Below are 20,737 nucleotides of genomic sequence, written 5' to 3'. Positions count from 1 at the left end.
GGCCGGCCCGGGACGTGCCCGGGTCCCGGGCGCCCCCGCGGCGCGCCCGGGACCCGGTGGGAGTGGGTCAGCCGGCGGTGACGTCCTCGACCTCGTTGCCCGAGAAGTTGTCGGAGAGGTTGTCCGAGAAGTTGTCGTTGAGGCTGTCCTCGACGTCCACCTCGACCTCGGTGTACTCGCTGTTGTCGGTGTTCTGGCTGTTGTCCTGCGTCAGCTCGTTGCCGTTGAGCGAGTCGTCGAAGCCGTCGTCGTCGGAGTTGTCCTGGAAGGAGTCCTCGACGTCCACGTCGACGTCGGTCGAGTTGTCGTTGAACGAGTCCTCGACCTCGACCTCGGTCGTGGTGGTGGTCGAGTTGTCGTTGCCCGAGTCGTTCACCGAGTTGTCGGAGTTGTCCTCGTTGAACGAGTCCTCGACGTCCACCTCCACGTCGGTGGAGTTGTCCGTGTCGTTGCCGTTGCCGGCGACGTTGCCGTCGCCGTTCTGGGTGTTGCCGGAGTTCTCCACGTCGATGTCGGTGTCGATCTCGGTGTCGACGTCGTTGTCGCGGCCCACGGCGTTGCCGTCGCCGGAGACGTCGTAGCTGTCGTTGTACGAGTCGTTCACCGAGTTGTCGCTGTTGTCGATGGTGACGTCCTCGACGTCGTCGCCGGCGACGATGCCGCCCTCGTTGTCGATCTGGGTCACGTCGCCGTCGACGTCGCCGCCGGCGGCCACGCCGTCCCCGCCGACGAACACGTTGTCGTCCCCGAAGATCGCCTGCGCGTCGCCGCTCACCCAGATGCTGTGGGAGGCGTCGATCGAGACGTGGGTCTCGTGGTTCTCGTACTGGATCTCCTGCAGGTGGGTGATCACGACGGTCTCGTGACCCCCGGCCGGGCCGTGGCCGTGGCCGGAGCCGCCCTGGGTGTCGTCGTCGTCCTCGTCGTCGTCCTCGTCGCGGGCCGGCAGGTGGGCGGTGCCGCCGGAGTGCTCGCGGACGTCCTCGTCGTCGCTGCGGGACTGGACGCCGGCGGGGCGCGCACCGCCGTCGCCGTCGCAGGAGTCGCCGTTGCCGCCGTTCCAGCCGCCGACCGTGGAGTAGTCCGCGACCATCGGCATGAGGTCGGCGACGTCGTCGGGCGAGACGTCGGTCAGGCCGGCGGCGTCGAGGGCCGCCTGCGGGTCCTCCTCGTAGGCGGCGGCCTTCGCCGGGTCGCGGAACAGGTCGAGGATGAAGTCGAGCAACGAGCTGGCGAGAGTCGACATGGCTGGCACTCCTGGGTCTGGGAGCCGGTCCGCCATCGGCCGGCTGGCAGCGGCAGTCCACCCGCCGGGGGGCTCCCCCGGCATCGGGGTCGATCCCCCCAACCTCGTCACCCCGATGGGGGGTGTGCGCTGACTGAGCGTTAGGGGCTGCGGGGTGTCGCCCCCTACTTACGGTCCGCATCCGCCCGTGGCGGGTGCCGCGCGGGACAGATGGTGCAGGCGGGCCATACGTTCGGAGGACCCGGCCGGTCCGACACAGGGCGCCGGGGTTGCGGAATGCGGATCAGGGGGCACCTGTGCGCAACGGCGAGTACGGGTTGGGCATCGACATCGGCGACGGATCCATCTCCGCCGCGGTGTGCGACGGCGACGAGGGAGGTGCGGCGGGCGCAGAGGCGCTGGTCATCGGGGAGTCCGGGGCGACGGCACCCGCCGCGCTGTCCGTGGGCGAGGACGGCCGCGTGTCGTTCGGGGCGGCCGGGGGGGCGGCCCCGGTGGCGCACGTCCTGGCCCGCGTCGGCGACCCCGCTCCCCTCTACGCGGGCGACCGTCCGGTCGCGGCCGCCGAGCTGGTGGCCAGCGCGGTCCAGCGCGTCCGCGAGGCGGCCGCCCGGCACGCGGGTCGCCCCGAGTCCTGGACCGTGGTCACGGTCCCGCCGTCCTGGGGCGGACACCGCCGGGCGGTGCTCGCCCGCGCGTTCGAGGACGCCGGGGTCCCCCGGTTCTCCCTCGTCTCGAGCGCGGTGGCCGCGGCCCACCACCACGTGACCTGCGGGGACCTCCCGCCCGACGCCACCGTCGCCGTCTACGACCTGGGCGCCAGCACGCTGGACACCGCGGTGGTCGGCCCCACCCCCGACGAGCCGCTGGGCCACCTGGGGACCCCCCCGGTCGCGCGGCCGTGGGGTGGGCGCGACCTCGACGACGCCGTCGTGGCGCACGTCCTCCGCTGCGCCGGGACGCCGGCCGACGCCGCCGCGTCCCGGGCGCTGCGCGCGGCGTGCACCGCGGCCAAGGAGGCCCTGTCGGCCGAGACGACCGTCCTGGTGGCCGCCGAGGGCCCGGACGGACCGGTCCGGCTCACCCGCGAGGAGTTCGACGAGGTCGTCGACGGGCCCGTGCGCGCGTCGGTGTCGGCCGTGACCGAGGCCCTCGCCGCCGCCGGGGTGGAGCTCTCCGAGCTGGACGCGGTCGTGCTGGCCGGCGGCGCGGTCCGCGTCCCGCTGGTGGCCGAGGTGCTCTCCGGCGAGCTGGGCAGGCCCCTCGTCGTCTCCCCCGACCCGGCCCTCACTGCCGCTCTCGGTGCCGCTGCCCTCGCCGCGGACGCCCTGGTGGCCGTGCGGCTGCTCGCCGCCGAGACCGGGGACCCCGCCCCCGTCGGCGCGACGGTCGCCGTCCCGGCGGGCTCCCCTCCGGAGCTCGCCGTCCCCCCGGAGGACGCCCCCGAGCCGGCCGGGGTCACCCCGCGGCGGCCGAGGGCGCTCGTCGCCGGGACCCGGCGCCCGGGCGGCGCGGTGCGCCCGGCAGGCAGCGCGCGCGGCTCCCGCGTCCGGCGCGGCGCGGTCGTGGCCGGGGGCTTCCTCGGCCTGGTCGTGCTGCCCCCGGCCATCGCCGGCGTGATCGGCGTGGACCTGACCAGCGTCCCGACCGACGGGGTGGTCGCCGGCGTGCAGGACGGCGAGGTCGTGGCCTCCGGCAGCGCCGCGGTCGGGGGCACCACGCCCGCCGCCGAGTCCGCCGGGTCCGCCTCGGGCCGCGGTCAGGGAACGGGCGCGGGCCGCGCACCGGCGGTCGACCCGGGCAGCGTGCTGCCGGGCGGCGGGCTCGGCGCGGCGGTCGCCACCGCCACCCGGGGCGCCGCGGCTGCCGCGGACACCCCCGCGGCCGGGGCCTCGCGGGCGCCGGGCACGACCTCGACCCCCCGGGGCGGGACGACGACCACCCCGCCGCTCCCCGGCTCGACGCCGCCCCCCGCGACCGGCCAGGGCCCCACGACGACGCCCCCGACGACCACCCCGCCGACCACCGACCCGCCGACCACCACGCCCCCGAGCGACACCCCGACGACCACCCCACCCGACGACACCCCGACCACGACCCCGCCGACCGATCCGGCGCCGGTCACCGAGCCCGACCCCGTGCCCGACCCCGAGCCGGACCCGGTGCCCGACCCCGAGCCCCAGCCGGACCCCGAGCCCGAGCCGCAGCCCGAGCCGCAGCCCGAGCCCGTGCCCGACCCGGTCCCGGTGCCGGACCCGGTCAGCGACCCCGTCTCCGCCACGGAGGCGCTGTGATCGCCGACATCGGCGCCGGCGGCACGCTGCTGGCCGACTGCGGGCCCGACGCGGTCCGCGAGCTGGCCGGTCCGCCCGGCCGTCCCGCGGTCCCGGTGACCGTGCAGGGCCCCGGGGGGACCGGGAAGACGCTGCTGCTGACCGAGCTGGCCGCGGCCCACCGCAGGGCGGGGCTGCCGGTGCTCGAGGCCGCGCCGGTCGACCCGGCCGAGCTCCCGGACGAGTTCGCCGTCGTGGTCGACGACGCGCACCGGCTGACCGAGGCGGCGGCGGCCGGGTTGATCGGCCTGGTGCGGCACCCCGGCGCCCGGGTGTCGATCGCCTACCGGCCGTGGCCCCGTCCGCGGCCGCTGACCGCACTGCTGGCCGAGGTGGGTCCCGACCGGCGCGCCGTCGTCCTCGGGCACGCCGACCGCGCGCAGGTCCGCAGCTGGACGCGGGAGCACCTGGGGCAGGCCGTGGCCCCGGGGCTCGTCGACGCCGTCCTCGCCCAGACCGGTGGGCTCCCCGCGCTGGTCCACCCGCTGCTGCGGTCGCTGGCCCGGCGCGGGCCCGGGCCCGCCGTCCCGGGGCAGCCGGCCCGGCTGGCCGTGCCCGAGGAGGTCGGCGACCGGGCCCGCGCCGGCCTGGCGTCGGTCGACGAGGGCACCCGGGCCCTCCTGCACGCCGTCGCCGCCGGGGCTCCGCTGGACGACGAGGTGCTCGGCGACCTCCTCGGCGTGCCGCCCCTCGACGCGGCGGAGCTGATCAGCGCCGCGCGGGCGAGCGGCCTGCTGCTGGCCAGCGGTGCGGTGGTGCCGATCGTGGCGCAGGTGCTGCTCGCGACCACCCCGCCCGACATCACCCGCCGGACCCGCCGGCAGCTGCTGTCGCTGCTGATCGAGCGCGGTGAGGAGCCGGTGGAGCTGGCCCGGCGGCTGGCGGCCGAGCGGGTGCGCGACCCGCGGGCGGCGCGGCTGCTGGAACGACACGGGGAGGCGGCGCTGGCCGCGGACCCGGCGCTGGCCGGGCAGCTGCTGGGCGAGGCGGCCCGGACCGGGGCACCGGTCTCCGGGCTGGCCGCACGGAGGGCCCAGGCCGCGGTGCTGGCCGGGGACCTCGACGGCGCCCTGCAGTGGGCCGACACCGCCCTGGCCGACCCGGCCGCTCCGGACCGGGCGCGGGCGGCGGGCGTGACCGCGGCCGTGCTGGCCCAGCGCGGCCTGCTCGGCCGGGCGGCCGACCTCTGCCGCCTGGCCGGCCCGGAACGCGCCGGGGCCGCGGCCCTGGCCCTGCTGGCGACGGGGGCACCGGAGGAGGCACAGGCCGTCCTCGGGGAGGCCGGCGCCGCGCGCGGGGCGCCCACGATGCTGTCGGTGAGCGAGGAGTTGACCGCCCAGGGCGTCGCCCAGTCGCTGCGCACCGGCGCGAACGCCGCCGACGACATCTCTGCGGCGCTGTCCACGCTCACCCGGGCGGCGGCGCTGCTCGAGCCGGTGGGGCGGACGGCGGTGCTGGTGGACACCCCGGCGGCGCTGGCCGCGCTGGTCGCGCTGCACAGCGGCGAGCTGGGGGTGGCCGAGTCGGTGCTGCAGCGCGCGGTGGACGCCGACCTCGGCGGGCCGCCGTGCCGGCCGCGGCACCGGTTGCTGCTGGCCTGGATCGCGATGCTGGCCGGACGGCTGACCCGCGCCCGCGAGCTCATGGCGGCGGCGCAGGACTCGGCGCAGATGACCGCGGCCCGGGAGGGGACGGCGGCCCTGGAGCCGCGCGACGACGTGTTCCTGCAGGCCCTGGAGGTGGGTCTGGCCCGCCGCAGCAGCGACGTGCCCGCGCTGGTGCGGGCGTGGGTGCGCGCGCGGGAGGCGGTGGTCCGCCACCCGGTGGACCTGTTCACGCTGCTGCCGCTCGGCGAGCTGGTCGTGGCCGCGACCCGGTTGCAGGACGACGACCGGCTCCGCCCGCACCTGGCCGAGGCGCAGGCGCTGCTGGGGCGGCTGGGCGATCCGCAGCTGTGGGCGACGTCGCTGCACTGGAGCGGCGCGCAGGCGGCGATCCTGGCCGATGACCCCGACCGGCTGCGGCCGCACGCGGCGGCCCTGGTCGCGGCGGCGCGGACCAGCCCCTACGCGGCGACCCTGGCCCGGGCGGGACGGTCCTGGATGCGGGTGCTCGCCGGCGACGTCGACGCGGCCAGCGTGGTGGCCGCGGCCGAGGAGCTCACCGCCGTGGGGTTGGGGTGGGACGGCTCGCGGCTGGCCGGTCAGGCCGCGGCCCGGGCGACCGACCAGAAGGCCCGCTCGCTGCTGCTGGGCTGCGCCCGGACGCTGGCCGACAGCGCCGGCTGCGAGGGCGCACCCACGGCGCCCGCGCCCCGGCCGGCCGCGGAGGGTGCGCCTGCGCCGGCCCCGAGCGGTGCGCTGTCCGAGCGGGAGCGGGAGGTGGCCCGGCTGGTCGTGGCCGGGCAGACCTACCGCGAGATCGGCGGGCGGCTCTACATCTCCGCCAAGACCGTGGAGCACCACGTGTCCCGGATGCGGCAGCGCCTGGGGGCGAGCAGCCGGTCGGACCTGCTGGCCCGGCTCCGGGCCGAACTGGGGGAGTAGGAGGACCCGCGTGGGCGGAGTGCCAGGGGCGCGTCATCCGCGCCCTCGGACTCCGTTCAGCGGGAGAGGACGACGCAGGCCGGGCAGACGTCGCGGGCCGGCGTCGGCCACGGCTCGTCGACGGTGACGCGCGCCAGCGAGCCGCACAGGGTCAGCTCGCAGGCGCCGTCGAGCTCGGCGGTGGGCCGGTGCAGCTCGACCGCGTGCCACAGGGCCGCGGTGGGGCCGTGGGCGCGGCTGCGGGCCGGGACGTGGGTCGGGGCGGGAGCGAGGGTGGAGGTGCTCATGCGGAGACGGTCGGCACGGCCGGCCCCGAGGGACACGGCCCGTCCCGGTGCCCTCCCCCGGAGGGGTGAGAGGACCACCCGATCGCCGACCGGACGGCGGCGAGGCAGGATGCGGTCATGGAGCTGACCAAGCACGGCCACGCCTGCGTCGTCCTCAGCGACGGTGACCGGCGGCTGGTCATCGACCCGGGCGCCTTCACCGACCCGGCGGTCCTCGACGGCGCCGGCGCCGTCCTGGTGACCCACGAGCACTTCGACCACTTCGCGGCCGACGTGCTGCGCGCGGCGATGGACGCCGACCCGGCGCTGGAGGTGTGGAGCAACCGCTCGGTGGCCGGTCAGCTCGACGGGCTGGGCGGGCGGGTGCACGTGGTCGGCCACGGCGACGCGGTCACCGCGGCCGGGTTCGACGTGACGGTGCACGGGGAGATGCACGCGGTGATCCACCCCGACGTCCCGCAGATCCTCAACGTGGGGTTCCTGGTGGACGGCCAGGTCTTCCACCCCGGCGACGCCCTCACGGTGCCGGAGGTGCCCGTCCCCACCCTGCTGCTGCCGGTGCACGCCCCCTGGTCGAGGGTCTCCGACGTCATCGACTACGTCCGCGCGGTGGACGCCGACCAGGCCTACGCGATCCACGACGCGCTGCTCAGTGAGCAGGGGCTGGGGGTCTACGGCGGCTGGCTGGGCGAGCGCGGCCCCGGCACGCCCACCCCCTACAGCCGGCTGTCCCCGGGGGACTCGGTCGACCTCTGATCTCGACCGGGTCCCCCGGGCGCAGCGTCAGCGGACGGCGCGGTTGCGACCGCCCGAGAGGCCCTCGGCGACGCCGATGAGCACCACCGCGGCGATCACGGCCACGATGAAGCCGAGCACGTTGAGCTCCCAGATGTCGCCGGTGCCCAGCAGGCTGGCGACGACGCCGCCGATGAGTGCGCCCACGACGCCCAGGACCAGCGTCATCAGGATGCTCAGCCGCTGCTTGCCCGGCTTGATGAGACGGGCCAGGGCCCCGATGATCAGGCCGACGACGATGAGACCGAGGATCTGCACGTCTTCCTCCTTGCGTCCTCGGGCGCGCCCCAGTCGGCGCACCCGTTCGGCGAGGTGGCTACCCCAAGATCACCGCGGCACACCTGCCGGTCACCCGATCGTGACCCTTCCTCAGCTGCGGGACAACACGTCCACGTGCGCGGGGAGCAGGTCCAGCTCGCCGTCCACGGTCCGCTGCACCATCTGCCGGATCGCCCCGCGCTGCAGCCGCCGGGCCAGCCGGCCGCCGGTGCGGGGCTCGTGGCCCACGGTGATGGTGACGCTGGTCGCGCCGGAGCCGGCGTCGGCCAGCTCGATCCGCGTCGTCCACGTCTCCGGGGTCAGCTCCAGCCGGGTGGTGACCGCCTGCTGGGGCTCCCACTCGACGATCTCGCCCCGCGGTGCCCCGGCGGGCGGCTGGGCGCCGTCGCCGAGCCGGCCGGGCACGCAGACGAACGTCGTCCCCACGCCCGGGGACCCGGCACCGTCGACGACGTAGGAGACGTCGCACACCGAGCAGTAGGGGGCCAGGACGGCGAGGGCGCGCCACACCCGGGCGCGGTCGAAGGGCACCTCGCGGGTGCCGCTCACGGTGGTCATCCCCGCCGACGGTAGTCGGCGCCGGGCCACCGCCTCACCGGCCGCCGACGGAGACCTCGAACTCCACCTGGCTGACGTCCGGGCGCAGCCGCGAGAAGCTGTGCACCTGCGGCTGACCGTTGCTGTCGCGCACCGTCGTCCGGACGACGAGCAGCGGCGACCCGGCCACGACCCCGAGCACGTCGGCCTCGTCCGGCGCGGCCGTCCCCACGTCGACGACGATCCGCGCGTGGGCCAGGTCGGCGGAGTACTCCCGGCGCAGGAAGTCGTAGAGCGACCCCTCGCTGAAGTCCTCCTCCGCCGCGCGGGGGTAGGTGTCGGCGGCCATGAAGCTGTGCGCGACGTGGTTGGGCACGCCGTCGAGGCTGCGCAGCCGGACCAGCTCGACGACGTCGGTCGCGGTCTCCAGGCCCAGCTCGGCCGCGACCGGCGGCTGCACCGGCACGATCCGCTGGGTGAGCACCGTGGTGCCCACCTGGGCGCCCTGCTCGGTCATGACCGAGCTGAACCCGGCGATCCGGTGCACGAAGCTCTCGCGGTACTCGTGCCGGATGGCCGGGCGGGTGACGTAGGTGCCCCGGCCCTGCTCGCGCACCAGGTGACCGTCGGCGACCAGGCCGTCGACGGCGCGGCGCAGGGTGATCCGGCTGACCCCGTACTCGGCGCAGAGGACCGGTTCGGGAGGCAGCAGCGTGTGCTCGGGGAGCGCGGACACCCGGCGGCGCAGGTGCTCGCGGACCGACAGGTACTTCGGTCCCGACACGGCACTGGTCACGACAGCAAAGGTACTGGACAGGTAGACGTCTGGTCGTCTGAGACGTCTGTCTCAGCCGGTCGGGTCATCCCCCAGGAGAGCGGTCGGCCGGGAGCGGTCGCCGTCCTCGACCTCCACGACCTCCGTCCGGCTGGCCGAGCTGCTCACCAGGGACGACGAGCGCGCCGTCGTGGCTGCCTCCCACCACCGTCCGGGCCGCGCCGGGGCGCACCCGGATCGTTCCGCGCACCACGGCGGTGTCCCGCCCCGACGGGATGAGAGGCTGCAGACCAGCACCACGCGGCATCGCATCCTCCGTACGGGATGCCCGGAGGATGGCAGGTTGACAGCGTGTCGCAGGACCCCCGCGCCCGGCGTCGCCAGGAGACCCACCGGCGCATCTACGACTGCGCCATGCGGCTGTTCCAGGAACGTGGCTACGACGAGGTGACCGTCGCCCACATCACCGCGGCGGCGGGGGTCTCCGTACCCACCTTCTACGACCACTTCCCCAGCAAGGAACACATCGTCCTGCCGATGCCCCGGGCCGAGGAGATCGAGCAGGTCCTCCTCGGCCAGGGGGAGGGGCTGAGCGTGGCGGAGCGGATGCGGCAGGGGATCCTGGGCTGGCTGGCCAGCTACCAGGGGGAGGACCGCGAGGAACTCCTCGCGCGGTGGCGGATCGTCGTCGCGACCCCGGGCCTGCGCACCCGGGCGGCGACCTTCGAGCGGGCCACCGCCGAGATGGTGCTCGGTCTGGTGCGGTCCGAGGACTCGGCCACCGGTCTGCCGGACGTGGTCGTCGCGGCCAGCCTGTCCGCCTACACGCAGATCCTGCTCCGCTGGGCCGAGGCCGACGGCCGGGTGCCGCTGGAGGAGGTCGCCGAGCAGGTGCTGGCCGCCCTCCGCGAGCTCTGACCCCGGTCCGCGCCCCCTCGTCCGCTCAGGGCGCCCGCAGCTCCACGACGGCGACCTCCGGCCGGGCGCCGACCCGCATCGGCGGTCCCCAGTACCCGGCGCCGGTGGTCACGTACAGCTGGGTGTCGCCGACCCGGGACAGCCCCTCGACCGACGGCTGGTCGAGCCGGATGGCGTAGTCGAACGGCCACAGCTGCCCGCCGTGGGTGTGGCCGGACAGCTGCAGCCCGACGCCCGCGGCGCTGGCCTGCTCGACCATCCACGGCTGGTGGGCCATCAGCACCAACGGGACGGCGTCGTCGCGGCCGTCCAGCGCGGCGTCGAGGTCGGCGCCGTGACCGGGGACGCCCGAGCGCGCGGCCGTCCGGTCGTCGATGCCGGCCAGGTCGACCGACGCACCGCCGCGGCGGATCGCGACCCGCTCGTTGCGCAGGACCTGCACGCCGAGGGTCGGCAGGTGGTCCAGCCAGGTGGTGGTGTCGACGAAGTACTCGTGGTTGCCGGTGACGAAGTAGACCCCCTGCCCGCTGACCAGGTCGGCCAGCGGCGCGACCTCCTCGCGCAGGTCGGCCACGTCGCCGTCGACCAGGTCGCCGACGATCGCCACGACGTCGGGGCGCTGGGCGTTGACCGTCTCCACGAGCCGCTCGAAGCGCCGCCCGCCGTAGGTGGCCGACAGGTGCCCGTCGGAGAAGGTGACGATCCGCAGGCCGTCCAGGGCGGGGTCCAGCCCGGGCAGCGTGACCGGCACCCGCCGGACGACGGGCGCGGAGTTGGCCAGGTACGCGCCGGTGCCCGCCGTCCCGAGCGCGACCGCCCCCGCCGTCACGGCCAGCCCGCGGGCCAGCAGCAGGCGGCGGGACGGGTCGGCGACGGTGTCGGCCTCCGCCGGGGTCTCCGGCGGGGAGTCCGCCGGCGCCGTCCCGGCGGGGACGGGCACCGGCACGGGCTGCCGGGTGTCCGCCCACCGCCGCAGGAGCAGCCGCACCGGTTCCAGCGCCAGGAGCGCCAGGAACAGGTAGAACGCGACGCCGAGCCAGCTGAAGCCGACCCACTGCAGGGCGGTGGTGGCCGCGGAGTCCTCGCGGCGCAGCAGCACCGCGCCGGCGGGCAGGAGCGCCAGGACGACCGTCAGGAGGGTCAGCCGGCTGCGCGCCGGCCCGGGGCGGGTGGTGCCGCGGACCAGCCGCCACCAGAGGTAGGAGTGCAGGAGGACCAGGGCCAGCAGCACGACCGTGCCGAAGCCGAGCAGGCCGATGAGGGACAGCGGGGGCCTCGTTTCTCGGGACCGGCGGGGTTCTCGGGGGGACCGGCCGGCTCAGGCGCGGACGGCGGCGCGGATCGCCGTCCGCAGGGACGGCTCCATCGTCCAGAACTCCGCCCGGGCCGCGGCGGCGCGCCCCTCCTCGAGGCCGTGCAGCCGGCCGTAGGTCCAGGCGTTCTCGCCCGCGGCGAAGGCGGCCCGCCCGAGACGGGTGCAGTACTGGCGGGTGACGACGGTGTCCTGCGAGGCGCCCAGCACGTCCTGGACCCGCTTCATCAGGTCGACCAGCTCCGCCGCGGGGGCGCCCAGCACGTCGGAGGCCACCTCGGCGGTGTAGCGCACCCGCTTGGCGGCCTTGCGGGCCTCGTGCAGCTCGTGCTCCTGCTCGTCGCCCTCGGCCGACCGCGCCGCCTCGACCGCCCGGCGCAGGCGCTTGCCGGTCCGCCGGACGGCGTCGGCGAGCACCGCGGGCGCGGGGTCGGCGGCCGCCTCGGTGAGCGGCGGGTCCGCCAGCAGGGCGTCGAGGGAGTCGAGCAGGCGCAGGTAGCGGCGGTCGGCGAGGGCCCGGGCGACCTTCCGCGAGCCGGCCTCGTGGTCCTTGACGGTGGTCTGCTGGATGCGGGCGGCGACCGGCCCGAGCACCAGCTCCACCGGCTGGGCCTCGACCAGCTCGCGCAGGTGCTGGAGGGCGACCTCGCCGTCCCGCGCCGCGGACAGCTGCTCGCCCACCCAGCGCAGCTCGTCGCGGAGCGGGTCGGTCCGCTCGCGGTCCAGCACGGGCCGGAAGGCGGCGAGGATGCTGCGCAGCCGGCGGCAGGCGACGCGGACGTCGTGCACGCCCTCGGGCTGCTCGGTGCGGACGGCGAGGTCGGCCTCGCGCAGCGCGGCGAGCTGGGTGGCCAGGGCGGTGAGGACGACGTCCCCGGCCGAGGGGCCCTTCTGCTTCTTCCTGCCCTTCTTCCCCGCGGGCGGCGCCGCCGGCTCGTCGACCGGCCGGGGTGCCGGCACCCGGCCGTCGAGGACCCGGCCGACCTTCGACGGCACCGCCGAGAACCGGGCGCCGGCCGCGACCAGGCGCTCGGTGACGGCCTCGAGCAGCACCTCGTCGCCGTCGACCAGCTCGACCTCGACCTCGCGCCAGGTGGTGACCGTCGCGGGCTCCCCGGGGTCGGCGGCCAGGGCGGTGCCGACGACGCTGTCGTCGGCGACCTCGGCCAGCACCCGGTCCTCGCCGTCGAGCAGGCGGTGCACGACGCGGCGGGTGCGCAGGGTGGCGACCGGGCCCGGGATCGCCGTCCCGAGCAGGCCCAGCACGGGGGCGACGACCGCCTTGGGCACCGTCCGGCCCGCCCGCCCAAGCGGCTGGTGCAGCTCACGGCGGGCGCCGGCCGCGGCGGGCAGCTTCACGTGCCAGCCGGCGTCCGAGCCCCCGGTGCGCCGCCGCAGGGTGACCCGGGAGCGCAGCAGCCGCAGGTCGGGGGTGTCGAAGTAGGTGGCTTCCAGCTCCTGCTCGTCCGGCGCGCCGACCGCGGCCACCCCGTCCACGTCGAGGCTGGGCAGGCTGAAGGCGTCGTCGGCCTCGAACTTGCGCTCGATCTCCAGGTGCTCGGTGGTCACGATCCGCCACGGTAGGCCAGGTCCGGGCTGGTCAGCACTCCGCCCAGGCCTCCGCCGATGTTCGCGAGGGGCCCGCCCTGGGCACGCTCCCGCACAGGAGAGTGCCCCGTCGGGGCCTCCTGCAGGAGGGGAGCCGGCTGAGATGTTGAGCGAGCGGGAGCTGGCCGCGGCGATCGGCGCGACGGCGTACGGCCCGGACGGGCAGAAGATCGGCACGGTCGAGCACTTCTTCACCGACGACCGCACGGGGGCACCCACCTGGGTCGCGGTGTCGACCGGCCTGTTCGGGACCCGCCGCTCCGTCGTCCCGGCCTCGGAGGCGACCTTCGGCGACGGCGCGCTGCAGCTGCCGGTGACGCGGGACGCCGTCCGCAAGGCGCCGCACGTCTCCGACGAGCACCTCGACCCCGACGCCGAGGAGCTGCTGCGCCGTCACTACTCCGTGGACAGCGCCGCCGGGGACGCCGGGACCGTGGACAGCGCCGCCGGGGACGCCGGGACCGTGGACAGCGGAGAGGGGCGCGCCACGGCGGGCGCCCCGTCCGCGGCCGTTGCGGACACGGCTCCCCCGGCGGGTGCCGGGCCGGACGAGCAGACCGCGCCGGTGGCGACCACCGCCCACGGCGGGGACACCGTCCGCGTCGAGCAGACCGGCCGGGCGGGGGACACCGTGCAGGTGGGCGGAACCGCACCCGCGGGCGCCGCCGGGGCGGCCGTGGCAGGGGCGGCCGGTGCGGCAGCCGGCGCCGCGGGCGGGACCGCCGCCCCCGACGGCGCGATGACCCGCAGCGAGGAGCAGCTGCGGGTGGGGACCGAGCGGGTCGCCGCGACCCGCGCCCGGCTGGTCAAGTACGTGGTGACCGAGGAGGTGACCCTCACCGTCCCGATCCGCCGCGAGGAGATCCGGGTGGAGCAGGTGCCGGTGGACGCCCCCGACCCCGGCCCCGGTGAGTCACTGGCACCCGACAGCGCCCCCGGGGGAACCGGCACGGGCGGCACCGCCGCGGCCACGTCGGGCCTGCCCGGGGAGATCGTCCTGCACGCCGAGCGGCCGGTGGTCTCGGTCGAGGTCGTGCCGGTGGAACGGGTGCGGCTGGGCACCGAGGTGGTGACCGGCCAGGAACGGGTGACCGAGCAGCTGCAGCGGGAGCAGATCGTCGTCGACGAGGACCGACCGCACCGAGCGGGGTGAGCGGGGCGCGCTTCCCGCGCCCTCGCACTCCGCTCAGCTGCGGCGGTCGGCCAGGAAGGGCAGTCGCTCCCGGACGGCGGCGACCTCGGCGGGGTCGACGTCGGCGACCACCAGCGTCTCCACCCCGGCGGCGGTGGCCAGGAGCTCCCCCATCGGGCTGACGATGCGGCTGTCACCGGCGTGCTCGGTGCCGTCGCCGGCCGCACCGACCCGGTTGCAGCCCACGACGTAGGCCTGGTTCTCGATCGCTCGCGCCTGCAGCAGCGTCTGCCAGTGCAGCCGCCGGGCCGCGGGCCAGTTCGCCGTCACCAGGTAGACGTCGGTGTCCTGGGCCGCGGCCCAGAAGACGTCGGCGAAGCGCAGGTCGTAGCAGATGAACGGGGTGACCCGCAGCCCGCCGATCTCCACGGTGAGCGGCTTCTCGCCGGCGCGGAACCGCTCGTGCTCGCCGCCGTGGGTGAACGGGTGCAGCTTGCGGTAGCGGTGCACGGTGCCGTCAGGGCCGGCGATCACCAGCGAGTTGTGCGGCAGGGCCGTGACCCCACCGGCGTCCGCCCCCACCTCGGTGTCCGCGCCCACCTCGGGACAGCTGCCGGCCACCCACACGCCGTGCTCGGCCGCCTGGGCCTGGAGGAACTGCGACGACGGGCCGCCCTCGGGCTCACCGATGCCCGGCGTCATGGTGAACCCGGTGGAGAACGTCTCGCTCAGCAGCACGAACTCCGCCCCCGCACCGACCGCCCGGGCCACCTGCGGAGCCAGCCGGGCGAAGTTGGCCGCCCGGTCCTCCCAGACGATGTCGTGCTGGACCGCCGCGATCCTCATCGGCTCATCCTCTCCAGTCGCTCCACGGCCTCCCCCAGCACGGCGTCGCCCTTGCAGAACGCGAACCGGACCAGGTGCCGGCCCAGCGCCGCGTGCGCGGGGTCGTAGAACACCACGGTGGGGATGGCGACGACACCCGCCCGCTGCGGCAGCGAGCGGCAGAACGCCACGCCGTCCCCGTCGGGCTGCACCGGCCGGACGTCGACGGTCGCGAAGTAGGTCGCCTCCGGGCAGACGACCGGCAGCCCGGCGGCGGTCAGCCCCTCGACCAGCACGTCGCGGCGGTACTCCAGGTCGCGGGCGATGCCGGTGAAGTACTCGTCGGACAGCCGCAGCCCGGCGGCGACGGCCGGCTGGAAGGGTCCGCCGTTGACGTAGGTCAGGAACTGCTTGGCGGTGCGGACGGCGGCCACCAGCTCGGCCGGGCCGCAGATCCAGCCGACCTTCCAACCGGTCACGTTGAACGTCTTGCCGGCGCTGCTGACCACGAGCGTGCGCTCCCGCATGCCCGGGAACGTGGCGATCGACGTGTGCCGGCTGCCGCTGAAGACCAGGTGCTCGTACACCTCGTCGGTGAGCACCAGCAGCTCGTGCTCCATGGCCAGGGCGGCCAGCGTGCCCAGCTCGCTGCGGGTGAAGACCTTGCCGGTCGGGTTGTGCGGGCTGTTGACCAGCAGCAGCCGGGTCCGCGGGGTCACCGCCGCCCGGAGCTCCGCGGGGTCGAAGGTCCACGGGCCGGTGCCGGACCCAGGCGGCCGCAGCGGCACCGGGCGGGCCACGCCGCCGGCCATGGCGATGCCGGCGGCGTAGCAGTCGTACATCGGCTCGAAGAGGACGACCTCGTCGCCGGGCTCCAGCAGCGCCAGGAGTGCGGCGGTGAGCGCCTCGGTGGCGCCCGCGGTGACCAGCACCTCGTCGGCCGGGTCGTAGGCGTGACCGCCGAACCGCCGCCCGTGCTCGGCGATCGCCTCGCGCAGCTCCGGGATGCCGGGCCCGGGCGGGTACTGGTCGTGCGGGGTGCCGATCGCGGCCCGGGCGGCGTCGAGCACCTCGGGCGGCCCGGGGTAGTCGGGGAAGCCCTGGCCGAGGTTGATGGACCCGGTGGCGACGGCGAGCGCGCTCATCTCGGCGAACACCGTCGTCCCGAAGCCCTGCAGGCGGGCCGACAGGTACGGCGCGCGGGTCATGCCCCCCAGCCTGGCAGACGACGTTCCACGTGGAACGGCGGTCAGCCGACGAGCACGTCCTCCATGCCCTCGATCTGCACCACGTCACCCCGGCGGACCTGCCGGCCGCGCCGCTCCTCGGGCTCGCCGTTGACCCGCACCGCGCCGGTGAGCAGCACGTCCTTCACCTGGGCGCCGGTCGGCACGGCGTCGACCAGCTTGAGCAGCTGGCCGAGGCGGATGGAGTCCTCGCCGGGACGCAGGTCGACGGTGCGCACGCCGCTCATGGTCCCTGACGCCGGTCGGCTGCCCGCGCTCCGGTCCGCCGCTGGGCCGCTGCTGACGCGCCGGCGCTCGCTGCGGTGCCCCGGCGGTCGGCGCTGCCCCCCGCTCGAGCCGGCACTGCCGCCCCCCGGCGGCACCCCGTCCCTGGGCACCTCGTGCTCTGCATGCGCGGGGTACGCAGAGCACGAGCACCGCCAGACCTGCCCCGTGCCCACGCCCTCAGCCGACGGCGTCCACCTCGTCGCCCACGGCCACGCGCCCCGGCCGGACCACCAGCGCACCGATCGCCAGCCTGCCGCCGCGCTCACGGTGCACCGTCCGGAGCACCCCGGTGTCCCGGCCGATCCCGCCGGGCTGCGGCCGGGTGACCATCACGCAGCGGTCGATGGGCTTGACGACGTCCAGCTCGGTCTCGCCCAGCCGCACCCGGGTCCCGACCAGCGCGTCCTCCCCCTCCCCGTCGAGGAGCACGTTGGCGCGGAAGCGGCGCCGGTCCCAGGTGCCCAGCGTGCCGGTGGAGACCAGCGAGACGCGGATGCGGGAGCTGTCGTGGAACGCCCCGCGGGCGCCGGTGAAGGCGTCCCAGTCGTACTCGTCCTCCTCCCCGACCTCGGCGGGGTTCTCGTACCGCCGGTCCCCCGGCGCGTCCGCCGCGGCACGCAGCTCGACCGGGCGGCCCAGCCAGGCGGAGAGGACGGCGTCGTCGGCGGTGACCGTGCCGTCCGGCAGCACCACCTCCACCGCGCCGTCCGGGCGCAGCCGGGCGGAGGCGAAGAGCAGGTCGGGGACCCGCCGCGCGGTGAGGCCGAAGCCGCTCGCCACGTCGAACAGCGCCCACTGACGGTCGCCGGTCAGTCCCTCAGGGCCGATGTCGGCGCGGTCCACCCGCTCCCCCTGCAGGGACTTGACCGGGTAGCGCCACAGCTCTGCGACGCGCACGTCAGGCCTCCCAGGAGAGGGTCCAGGTGCCGGCCCACTCCGCCCCCGGGTCCAGGACGACGAGGTCGACGCCGTCGGCCAGGGCGTTGGGCGGGCAGGTCATCGGCTCCACTGCCACGCTGCGCCGCCGCTGCCCCTCGGGGAGCGTGTCGCCGGTGTAGACCTGCAGCCACGGCCAGGCGCCGTCCACGGCGAGCTGGAGCTCCCCCGCCGGGCCGCGCAGTCGGAGCCGCGCCCAGCCGTCGCCGTCCCGCACCAGGTCGGTGACCGGGGTGTCGATCGCGCGGTCCCCGATCCGGCCGACCGCGCCGTCGAAGGGCTCACGCTCCCCGGTGGGCAGGCCCCCGTCGGTGACGAGCGCCGTGCGGGCCGGCACGGTCAGCTCGGCGTCTGCGACCCCGCCGTCCTCGGTCGCGCCGACCGCGAGGTAGGGGTGCATCCCGACACCGAAGGGCGCCGGCTCCCCGCCGGCGTTGCGCACCCGAACGGTCACCGTGAGCCGGTCGGGGCGCAGCGCGTAGTCGATCGCCGCGGCCAGCCGGAACGGGTAGCCCGGTCGCGGCTCGACGACGGTGCCGACGGTGACCGCGTCGTCGGTCCGCTCGAGGACCGCCCACGGCTGCCAGGACACCAGCCCGTGCGCGGCGGGCTTCCCCGGAGCGGCGACGTCGAGCTGGAGCTCGCGGCCGGCCCAGGTCCAGCGGCCCTCGCGCAGCCGGTTGGGCCAGGGCAGCAGCACCCCGCCGCGGCGACCGGCCGGCACCGCCCCGGCCTCGTAGCCGTCGACGACGTCCCGGCCACCCACCGTCAGCGCCCGCAGGCCGCCGCCGCGCAGGTCGACGGCCAGCCGGGCACGGCCGGCCGTCAGCTCGACCCCTGCCGGCTCGGTGGCCGGCCACGCACCGCTCATGCGACCACCCCACCACACCCGTGCTCCACGGCGGCTCCTCGCAGCGACAGACCGCCGGCCACTGCGGCCACGGCGAACCACCCCATCGACGAATCAGCGACGGAGGGGGATCGTCCTACTACCGAGAGCGGTCGTACTCGCTGGGGGAAGCGATGCTGCGGTTCCATCGGCTGTCCAGCCTCCTGCTCAGCGCCGGCGTGACCGGGGTCCTGGCGGGGTGCTCGTCGGGCTCGGGCACGTCGTCCGCAGAGGACACGCCAGGTGTCCGACCGGGTTCGGCACCGGACAGCATCCTGCTCGTCGAGGCCGGGGGCGGCCGGCTGGACCGCTGGGTGACCAAGCAGCAGGAGAACTGCGACCCAGGGGCCGTCGGCGAAGACGGGTGCCTGGACATCCAGACCGAGCCCGCCGTGCCGGAGGACCGCCGGATCAGCCACCTCGCCTGCCGGATCACGAGCACGGACCCTCCCGCCGAGGACAGGAACGGGGAGCGCCACGTCCCCCGAGGCGCGACGGTGACGGTCGAGGTCGCGACGGACACCACCCCGGAGGACCCGGGCGACGACCGCGCGCTGTGCGGGCTGGCCGGGGCGTGACCGCGACCGGGGTCCCGGCCGCGGCGGGTGCACCGGGGGGAGCCCGCGGTCCGGAACCGGGCGCGCGCGGCACGGCCCGGGCCGACGGGCCGGCGACCGACGACCACCGCGGACGGGCCACGGAGACGGCCGACGGCGCTCCGGAGTCCGCCGTCGCCGAGGCCACGACCGCGCTGCCGCAACTGCTCAGGGTCGTCGGTGCCGTGGTGGCACCGACGACCCTGGTGACGGCGCTGCTGTTCTACCTCGGCCGGGCGCACGCCACGGCGCTCGTCGGGTACTTCGGGGTCCCCGTCACCGTCCTCGACCTGACGGTGAACGACCAGCTGTTCCGCAGCATCGACGTCGCGGGCCTCCCCGTCGTCCTCCTGCTCGGGCTGGCCCTCCTCGCGCTCTGGACCCACCAGGTCCTGTCGGGCACGCTGCCGGATCGGCTCCGCGGTCCCCTGCGCACGATCCTGGCACCCGTCGCGGCCGTCACCGGCGCCGTCCTCGTCTCCCTCTCGCTGGCGGCCACCCTCGGCGCATGGCGCTTCCCCTTCGGGGAGGGCCGGGGGCTCGCCCTGTCGATCGGCGTGCTCCTGTTGGCCTACGCCGCACGTCTCGCGCGGATGAGCTGGGCGGGACGCAGAGCCGGCGGACGACCCGGGCAGTCGGTCGACGCCCTGGCCGTGGCGCAGGGATGTGTCGTCTTCCTGCTCGTGGCCATCGGGCTGTTCTGGGCCGCGGGCAGCTACGCCGGCGGGGTGGGCCGCCTCCGGGCACAACAGTTCGCGTCCACGCTGGTGTCCGCCCAACCGGACACCGTGCTCTACAGCGCCGGGGACCTCAGCCTGCGCGGGCCCGGCATCACCGAGCTCCGCTGCGCGGACGACGCGGCCTACCGCTATCGCTACACCGGGCTGTCCCTGCTCATCCAGTCCGGCAGTCAGTACCTGCTGCTGCCCAAGGCCTGGAACGCCGAGTACGGGCGCGCCATCCTGATCCCCCGCGACGAGCGCGTGCGCCTCGAGTTCGGCCAGCCGGGCGTCGCGGCGGACGGCACCTGCTGACCCCCTCAGGCCGGCCCGAGCACCCGTTCGTAGTACAGGGAGCAGCCGGCGTCGGGCTCGTCGACGTAGGCACCGAAGGCCTCGATCGGCCGGTAGCCGGCGCTCTCGTACAGCCCGATCGCCTCCGGCTGCCGCGGGCCGGTCTCCAGGCGCAGGGTGGTCCAACCGCGCGCCCCGGCCTCGGCCTCCAGCGCGGCGAGCAGCTGCCGGGACACCCCGCGCCCGCGCGCCGAGGGCACCACGTACATCCGCTTGAGTTCGGCGACCCCGGGCTCCAGGCCACGCAGCGCACCGCAGCCGATCGCCGTCCCGTCGGCGTCCCGGGCCACGAGCACCACGCCGACGTCGGCCGCCGACGGCGGGGTGCCCGGCTCGCCCGCGCCGTCGTAGCGGGCCCGCAGCTCGCCCTGCTGCGCCGTGGTCAGGGCGCGCACCTCCGGGTCGTCCCAGGCGGCGGCGGTCACGGAGCAGGTCGAGGTGGTCACCGCCGCATCCTCACAGGCTGATCCCGTGCAGCAGCAGGGCGGCCAGCTCGCGGTAGGCGGCGGCGTCGTCCAGCCCGGTGGCGCGGGCGGTGTCGCCGCGGCCGATGCGGAACACCAGCGTGCTCACCGTGTCGGCGACCAGGGCCGGGTGCACCTCGCGGAAGCGGCCGCGTGCCACGCCGTCGGCGATCAGCTCCCGCACCCGCTCCGCGGCGCGGGCGGTGTTCTGCTCGTAGACCGCCCGGCCGGGGGCGAAGGAGTCCAGGTCCCGGTAGAACGCCGGGCCGGCGGGCGCCAGGGCCCGCGCGACGGCGGTCAGGTAGGCGGTCACCCGCAGCGCGGGGTCCTCCTCGGTCGCCGTCCAGGCCTCGACCTCGGCGGTGGCCTTGCGGAAGAAGTGCCGGATGACGCGGGCGGCGAGCTGCTCCTTGCTCTCGGCCAGCGCGTACAGGGTGCTCTTGGAGCAGTGCAGCCGGACGGCGAGGTCCTCGAGGGTGAACCGGCTGAAGCCCTCGGCCAGGAACAGCGCCTCCAGCTGGTCGAGCAGCTCGGCCTGGCGCCGGGTCAGCCGGACACCCCCGGCGTCCGACGGCGGGACGGTCGTCGTCATGGCACCTCCGGCGGACCAGCATCCCCCTGGACCGGGAACTGTACTGCGGTATCGTCCCCGGTACTGTCTCGACGAGGAGA

Annotated in this window: 21 protein-coding genes; 7 read left to right on the top strand and 14 right to left on the bottom strand. The window is 76.2% G+C overall.

The annotated features are described in order from the left end of the window. Positions 1–67: 67 nt before the first annotated feature. Positions 68–1,246, bottom strand: coding sequence for an IniB N-terminal domain-containing protein (locus tag ACI79I_RS08685; protein WP_456991909.1), 1,179 nt, complete (start codon positions 1,244–1,246; stop codon positions 68–70). A gap of 296 nt (positions 1,247–1,542) precedes the next feature. Here ACI79I_RS08685 and ACI79I_RS08680 point away from each other — a divergent pair, with 296 nt between their 5' ends. Together ACI79I_RS08680 and ACI79I_RS08675 are read left to right on the top strand one after the other, a co-directional pair. Continuing rightward, positions 1,543–3,540, top strand: coding sequence for an Hsp70 family protein (locus ACI79I_RS08680; RefSeq protein ID WP_456991908.1), 1,998 nt, complete (start codon positions 1,543–1,545; stop codon positions 3,538–3,540). Then, complete coding sequence (locus ACI79I_RS08675; protein WP_456991907.1) at positions 3,537–6,125, top strand: LuxR C-terminal-related transcriptional regulator; 2,589 nt, start codon at positions 3,537–3,539, stop codon at positions 6,123–6,125. The genes ACI79I_RS08680 and ACI79I_RS08675 overlap by 4 nt, the downstream gene beginning before the upstream one ends. Before the next feature lie 56 nt (positions 6,126–6,181). Here ACI79I_RS08675 and ACI79I_RS08670 read toward each other — a convergent pair whose 3' ends face one another. Further along, a complete protein-coding gene (locus ACI79I_RS08670; protein WP_456991906.1) occupies positions 6,182–6,412 on the bottom strand; it encodes a hypothetical protein in 231 nt (76 codons plus the stop codon). A 117-nt stretch (positions 6,413–6,529) separates the two neighbouring features. Between ACI79I_RS08670 and ACI79I_RS08665 the strand changes: the two genes are divergently transcribed. Continuing rightward, positions 6,530–7,168 carry an MBL fold metallo-hydrolase gene (locus ACI79I_RS08665; RefSeq protein ID WP_456991905.1) on the top strand — a complete coding sequence of 213 codons (639 nt, stop codon included), beginning with the start codon at positions 6,530–6,532 and terminating at the stop codon, positions 7,166–7,168. A 27-nt stretch (positions 7,169–7,195) separates the two neighbouring features. On the opposite strand, the gene ACI79I_RS08660 is transcribed toward ACI79I_RS08665, so the two are convergent. From ACI79I_RS08660 to ACI79I_RS08650, 3 genes are all read right to left on the bottom strand, one after another. Continuing rightward, positions 7,196–7,465 carry a GlsB/YeaQ/YmgE family stress response membrane protein gene (locus tag ACI79I_RS08660; RefSeq protein ID WP_456944887.1) on the bottom strand — a complete coding sequence of 90 codons (270 nt, stop codon included), beginning with the start codon at positions 7,463–7,465 and terminating at the stop codon, positions 7,196–7,198. A gap of 111 nt (positions 7,466–7,576) precedes the next feature. Then, positions 7,577–8,044 carry an SRPBCC family protein gene (locus ACI79I_RS08655; protein ID WP_456991904.1) on the bottom strand — a complete coding sequence of 156 codons (468 nt, stop codon included), beginning with the start codon at positions 8,042–8,044 and terminating at the stop codon, positions 7,577–7,579. 34 nt (positions 8,045–8,078) lie between these two features. Further along, the gene (locus ACI79I_RS08650; RefSeq protein WP_456991903.1) at positions 8,079–8,819 is read right to left on the bottom strand and encodes a GntR family transcriptional regulator; all 741 of its coding nucleotides are present in this window, start codon (positions 8,817–8,819) and stop codon (positions 8,079–8,081) included. Between the two features lie 330 nt (positions 8,820–9,149). On the opposite strand from ACI79I_RS08650, the gene ACI79I_RS08645 reads away from it, so the two are divergent. Next, positions 9,150–9,716, top strand: coding sequence for a TetR/AcrR family transcriptional regulator (locus ACI79I_RS08645; protein WP_456991902.1), 567 nt, complete (start codon positions 9,150–9,152; stop codon positions 9,714–9,716). A gap of 25 nt (positions 9,717–9,741) precedes the next feature. Here the strand turns inward: ACI79I_RS08645 and ACI79I_RS08640 are convergent, their stop codons facing one another. Both ACI79I_RS08640 and ACI79I_RS08635 read right to left on the bottom strand, forming a co-directional pair. Beyond that, positions 9,742–10,947, bottom strand: coding sequence for a metallophosphoesterase (locus ACI79I_RS08640; protein ID WP_456991900.1), 1,206 nt, complete (start codon positions 10,945–10,947; stop codon positions 9,742–9,744). Between the two features lie 87 nt (positions 10,948–11,034). Continuing rightward, positions 11,035–12,597, bottom strand: a complete 1,563-nt coding sequence (locus tag ACI79I_RS08635) for a CYTH and CHAD domain-containing protein (protein ID WP_456991899.1) — start codon at positions 12,595–12,597, stop codon at positions 11,035–11,037. Positions 12,598–12,739: 142 nt separating this feature from the next. Between ACI79I_RS08635 and ACI79I_RS08630 the strand changes: the two genes are divergently transcribed. Further along, positions 12,740–13,789: a DUF2382 domain-containing protein gene (locus ACI79I_RS08630; protein ID WP_456991898.1), complete on the top strand. Its 1,050-nt coding sequence runs from the start codon at positions 12,740–12,742 to the stop codon at positions 13,787–13,789. Positions 13,790–13,822: 33 nt separating this feature from the next. On the opposite strand, the gene ACI79I_RS08625 is transcribed toward ACI79I_RS08630, so the two are convergent. The 5 genes from ACI79I_RS08625 to ACI79I_RS08605 form a co-directional block, all read right to left on the bottom strand. Beyond that, on the bottom strand, positions 13,823–14,614 hold the full coding sequence (locus ACI79I_RS08625; protein ID WP_456991896.1) for a nitrilase-related carbon-nitrogen hydrolase: 792 nt from the start codon (positions 14,612–14,614) through the stop codon (positions 13,823–13,825). Next, positions 14,611–15,801: a pyridoxal phosphate-dependent aminotransferase gene (locus ACI79I_RS08620; protein ID WP_456991895.1), complete on the bottom strand. Its 1,191-nt coding sequence runs from the start codon at positions 15,799–15,801 to the stop codon at positions 14,611–14,613. The genes ACI79I_RS08625 and ACI79I_RS08620 overlap by 4 nt, the downstream gene beginning before the upstream one ends. 41 nt (positions 15,802–15,842) lie before the next feature. Next, on the bottom strand, positions 15,843–16,067 hold the full coding sequence (locus ACI79I_RS08615) for an RNA-binding S4 domain-containing protein (RefSeq protein ID WP_456991893.1): 225 nt from the start codon (positions 16,065–16,067) through the stop codon (positions 15,843–15,845). A 217-nt stretch (positions 16,068–16,284) separates the two neighbouring features. Beyond that, complete coding sequence (locus tag ACI79I_RS08610; protein ID WP_456991892.1) at positions 16,285–17,004, bottom strand: MOSC domain-containing protein; 720 nt, start codon at positions 17,002–17,004, stop codon at positions 16,285–16,287. Between the two features lies 1 nt (position 17,005). Next, positions 17,006–17,914, bottom strand: a complete 909-nt coding sequence (locus ACI79I_RS08605) for an aldose 1-epimerase family protein (RefSeq protein ID WP_456991891.1) — start codon at positions 17,912–17,914, stop codon at positions 17,006–17,008. A 152-nt stretch (positions 17,915–18,066) separates the two neighbouring features. Between ACI79I_RS08605 and ACI79I_RS08600 the strand changes: the two genes are divergently transcribed. Together ACI79I_RS08600 and ACI79I_RS08595 are read left to right on the top strand one after the other, a co-directional pair. Next, entirely contained in the window at positions 18,067–18,510 is a 444-nt protein-coding gene (locus ACI79I_RS08600) for a hypothetical protein (RefSeq protein WP_456991890.1), read from the top strand. Continuing rightward, on the top strand, positions 18,507–19,562 hold the full coding sequence (locus tag ACI79I_RS08595) for a hypothetical protein (RefSeq protein ID WP_456991888.1): 1,056 nt from the start codon (positions 18,507–18,509) through the stop codon (positions 19,560–19,562). Before ACI79I_RS08600 ends, ACI79I_RS08595 begins: the two co-directional genes overlap by 4 nt. A 5-nt stretch (positions 19,563–19,567) precedes the next feature. Here ACI79I_RS08595 and ACI79I_RS08590 read toward each other — a convergent pair whose 3' ends face one another. Beyond that, positions 19,568–20,047, bottom strand: coding sequence for a GNAT family N-acetyltransferase (locus tag ACI79I_RS08590; protein WP_456991887.1), 480 nt, complete (start codon positions 20,045–20,047; stop codon positions 19,568–19,570). A gap of 10 nt (positions 20,048–20,057) precedes the next feature. Next, positions 20,058–20,657: a TetR/AcrR family transcriptional regulator gene (locus tag ACI79I_RS08585; protein ID WP_456991886.1), complete on the bottom strand. Its 600-nt coding sequence runs from the start codon at positions 20,655–20,657 to the stop codon at positions 20,058–20,060. Positions 20,658–20,737 lie beyond the last annotated feature (80 nt).

The sequence above is a fragment of the Geodermatophilus sp. SYSU D01105 genome, assembly GCF_054050095.1.
This window is presented reverse-complemented; position numbering and strand designations above follow the sequence as displayed.